We start from the raw sequence: 4,847 nt of genomic DNA, 5'->3' as shown, positions 1-4,847 counted from the left end.
ACCGCGAGCGCGCCCAGCAGCAGCCACCCCGTGGTCGACGGCACCGCCGTCGCCCCGGGCACCACGAGCGCCAGCGGTCCGGCGAACGCGGCCGGCCCGTTCCCCGTCCGGCCCGCCGCGCGCGGCGGGGCCGGCAGCCTGCGCAGCCGGACCTGGTGCTCGAACGGCAGCTCGTGCATCCCGTTGCCCAGGCTGTCGGCCCACAGCCGCAGCCCCGGGACGGGCACCGCGGCCACGGTGACGGTCACCTCGCGCTCCGGCAGGTGGCCGACCCCCGGCGGCAGCAGCTCGTCCTGGGCCGGGTCGAGCACGACCGCCCCGGCCCCCGTCGCGGCCCACCCGCGCAGGAAGTCGACCAGCTCGGCGCGGAAGTCCTCCTTCCCTGTGGCGTAGGGCCGCTTGCTGAGCGAGTAGATCCCGTGCTCGGTTTCCAGGACGGCCAACCGGGACAGCCGCTCGCCGCGGCTGCCGTCCGGGTTGCGCGCCCAGACCTGCACGACGGCGATGTCCGCGTGCAGCAGGTATGCCTGCGCCGCCGCGCGCGCCTCGCCGACCACGCAGTCCAGGCACGATCCGCCGAACCGGGGGTGGCCGAGGGTGAGGATCTCCACGACGTCCCGGGCGACGCCGACGAGCACCTCGCGGTGCTCGCCGGGGCGCCCGGGCACGGCGATCCGCCGGACGACGTCGTGCGGGGCCCGCTCGCGCAGGGACGCGCCCTCGGCCGTGCCCCACAGCCGGTGCAGGATCGCGAGGGCCGCCCGGTTGCCGCTGTTCCCGCCGCCGGCACGGAGGTAGGCGCCCAGCACCTGCGTCGTGATCTCGAGGCTGACGTCGTGGTGGCCCATCAGCACGTCCCACACCGGTGCGGACAGCGGCACCGGCAGGCGGTCCACCGGCATCCACAGCAGCTCGCGGGCGAACTCCGTCACGACCGCGAGACGCATGCCCTCGGCCTCACCGGCGATCAGTCCGGCCCGCGCCGCGGGGTCGGCCGACATCGCCCCGCCGAGCTGGTCCAGCAGCCCCGGCAGCCGTGCCGCGACCACCGGGTCGAGCCCGGCCGGCAGCCGCACGACCGAGCCCACGAGCGTGGTCCACGCCCCGAGCACCGCCTCGCGGGCGGCGCCGTCGACGCCGTCGGAGGCTGCGGCCCGTAGCTGGGCGGCCGGGTCGACGAAGGGGGCGAACCGGGGGTCGACGTGCCAGCGCAGCAGGTCGAGCAGGGCGTCCTGGCTCACCAGGTCGTGCGGGAGGCCGCCGACCCAGCGGACGTCGGTGGCGACGGCGAGCATGGCCACGACGAGCCGCTCGCGGACGGTGATCCACCGCCACACCCTCGCGAGCCGGCCCATCTCCCCCGCGGTCGTGCCCAGCGCCCGCCACAGGGACTCTGGGGTGTTGGTGAACCCGTAGTCGGCGGGGGCCCCGAGCTCCATGTCCAGCGACGCGGCCAGTCGGCGCAGCAGGGTGGCGCGCAGCGGCGACGGCCGCCCGGCGGGCCGGGCGGCCAACCCGACGAGCACGTCCCAGGCGTCGGCCCAGAACTCGGTCGGCTCGCTCCAGTCGGTGTAGACCATGTCGTTCGCGGCGCGGACGTCGGCGAGCAGGTGCTCGGCGGCGGCGATCCGCGTCGCCGCGCCGGGCGGAGCGGCCAGGCCCCAGCCGGGCAGGGCACGCAGCACGTCCAGCAGCAGCTCGATGCCGCGCACGTCGTCGAGCAGGGCCTCGTCCGCCGCCAGCGCGACCAGCGCCCGGTGCATCCGCTCCTCGATGTCGCCCAGCCGCCCGTCGATGCGGTCGAGCAGGACCGACCAGCGGTCGTCGACCGCTCCCTGATCGACGAACACCGCCGTGGCGAGCGCCAGCCGGGCGCGGCCGGACGCGGCGGCCCAGCGCTGCTCCAGCCCGGCGGGCCGGCCGAGGGCCGCGGACAGCCAACCGGGCAGCACCTGCGGCGCCGCGGCATCCGGCCCCGCCCCGGCCCACGCCTCGGTCAGCGCGGCGAACACGACCCGGCGTGCCTCGTCGGAGCCGAGCAACGAGCCGGGCAGGTCGGAGAAGGTGTCCAGCACCCGCCACCCCAGGCCCGCCCGGTCGGCGTCGCCGGTCGCGGCCAGGAGGGCCCCGAGCGCGTCCAGGGCGTCGAGGTGGGCGCGCATCCGGGCGACGCCACGGTCCTCCGGCGCGACGGTGGCGGCGAACTCGTCGAGCCGCGCGCGCAGCCCGGCCAGCTCGGCGTCCTGGCGCAGCCCGAGCACCAGCCGCCCGATGGCCGACGCGTCGGCGCGCAGGTCCGCGAGCGCCCCGGCAGAACGCGCTTGCTCCGCCGCGCGCGCAGCCTGCTGGGCCCTCGCCCGCAGCAGCGCGCCGACGACCACCGCGACGACCGGGAGCGCCGCGACGACCGCGACCACGGCGACGACCGGGCCGAGGCCATCGGAGCCGAGCGCGGCCGCCGCCCCGGCCCCCGCCGGGTGGGCGTGCGCGGTCCCGGCCAGTGCGACCAGCACGACCGCCGTCACCGCTGCGGTGACCACCACCCACCGGACCCACCGCGGCGGGGCCCGTGCCTCGGCACCGCCGGACGAACGCGGGGAGGGCAGGACGATGTGCCGGAGCGCCAGCACCGCGCCGACCGCCGGCGCGACCACCGACGCCACCGCCACGACCACGTCCCGCAGCCCCGTCGGGGTTCCGCCGCCTGGCGCGCCCAGCGCCGCCGCGTGGGCGTCACCGCCGAGCACCAGCACCAGCAGCATCCCGACCGCGACGGCAGCGCCCACCCGCGCGGCCCGGTGTGCGGCGAACCACGCCGGCGCCCCGCGCACCTTCGCCACGAATCCGGCGATCCAGCGCGGGTCGACGACCGTGGCCGCGGCGAACGTCAGCGCTCCGCCCACCGCCACCAGCGCGGAGACCAGGCTCCACCCGCCCGAAGCCCACGCCGTCGTGGCGCCGAACGCGCCCAGGACCTGCGCGACCGCCTTCACCAGACCACCGGCCGTCTTGGTCGCCTGCTTCTCGGACGCGGCCAGCCGATCGGTCTGCTTGATCACCACGTTGAGCCCGAGCAGCTTGCCGGTGGAGGTGACCTCCAGCATGTAGAGCCCGACGACCACGCCGATCATCGGGTGCAGTCCCAGGAGCTGGCTGGCCGCGACGACCCCGCCGCCGACCGCCATGAGCGCGGCGGCGGAGACCACGAACTCGCGCGGGCGCGTCTGCAGCAGCCCGGCTCCGCTGCGCAGGTCACCGCTGACGAACATCCCGGCGAGCAGCAGCCCACCGCCCACGAACGCCCACCCTGCGGTGATGGTCAGCCAGCCCGGGGCGCCGATGGCGGCGAAGAAGAACCGCCACACCGAGTCGATCGCGCCCAGCGTGAACGCGTAGGTGCCGTAGACCGCGACCACGGCCAGCGCGTACCGGTTGTGCAGGACCGTGCTGAACGGCCGGATGAACAGCTGCGCCAGCGACGGCGCCGCCGCCCGGTCGAACCGCTCGGCCGGGGTCACCAGGAACGCGGCGACCGCGAGGACCGCAGCCACCGCCGCGCCGACGCCGGTGGCCAGCGGCAACGAGATCGGCTCCAGCACCTCGGCGGTCGTGAGCATCCCGGAGAGGGCGGTCACCACGCCGAGGATCGACAGCCCGATGACGCCGTCGCTCAGCCGCGGCTTCTCGCCCTGGGCGCGACGCAGCTCGGTGGTCCGCCCGACCCAGTCCTGCAGGTTGGCCAGCACGTAGAAGTTGCCGCTACCGGCCACCCCGGCCAGCGCCGCGGCCAGGTAGTAGCCCGGCACCCAGTCGCCGGCCACCCCGAACAGCCCGAGCGCCACCGCCGTGCCGACCAACGAGGTCACCGTGAGCAGCCGGGCGGACAGCTTGTCCCACAGCGGCCCCACCACCAGCATGCCCACGACCTGGCCGAACAGCGCCACCGTGAACAGCACCCCGTCGGGCACCAGCGCGGCCACGTGGTGCGCTCCCCCGAACAGCGCCATCGAGTACATCCCGAACAGCAGCTGACCCGTCACGGTGAACGTGATCGGCACGTAGAGCCAGCGGTGCAGGCGCTCGATGCCGCCCCGCCACCGGGCGTTCCACCCGGCCTTCGCCGCGGTCGCGATCTGCACGTCCAGCGCCGCCAGCAAGGCCGCGCCCTCCGCGAGCAACTCCGCGCGGTGCGGCGAGGTCGCCCCGACCCGCCCCAGCCGCTGCACCACCCGGTGCAGCCGCTTGACCAGCGCGTCGCGGCGCGGCAACTGCTCGACCGTCCACCGATCCGCGGGCAGCCCGGCGATCCGCGCCTCGCGCTCGGCGACCGCGGCACCCCACTCCTGCGCCGTCGCCGGCGGACCGCGAGCCAGGTGCGCCGTCGCCGCGCCACCGCGCACGAACGGCGACCGCACCCGCGCGACCACCGCACCCAGCAGCGCCAGCGCTCGGACCCCGGCCAGCACCACCCCCACCCGCACCTGCAGCTCCACCCAGCGCGCCCCGCCCAGCCCGGCCCGGACGACGTCGCCGACAGCGCCGCCGATGGGGCCGCCGACGGGGCCGCGCCCACCCGCCCCGAGGCGCCGCACGACGAGCAGCCCGGCCACCAGTGCCGCGGCCGCCCCCGCGACGACCCCGGCGGGCCAGATCCACCGGGCGAGCCCCCGCGCCGACCCGGGTCCACCCGGCGCGGTGGGCGCCGGGGTCCGGGTCACGGCCGGAGCGCTACCCGGCGCGGTCGGCGCCGCCGTGGCCGCCGGACCGCCCGGAGCCGGAACCGTCGGAACCGGAACCGTCGGAACCGGACGCGCACCCGCATCCGGAACCACCCCGAACCCCGGAAT

At 77.1% G+C, this 4,847-nt stretch carries 1 protein-coding gene; it reads right to left on the bottom strand.

Annotation, left to right across the window (positions count from 1 at the left end; translation table 11 throughout):
* Nucleotides 1-4,718, bottom strand: a 4,718-nt coding sequence (locus KIK08_RS37260) for a hypothetical protein (RefSeq protein ID WP_214408022.1), incomplete at its 3' end; no start/stop codon positions are given.
* Between the last annotated feature and the right edge of the window lie 129 nt (nt 4,719-4,847).

Source organism: Pseudonocardia lacus (genome assembly GCF_018531445.1).
GTDB lineage: Bacteria > Actinomycetota > Actinomycetes > Mycobacteriales > Pseudonocardiaceae > Pseudonocardia > Pseudonocardia lacus.
The sequence above is the reverse complement of the archived record's forward strand: the minus strand, read 5'-3'. Positions and strand labels throughout refer to the sequence as shown.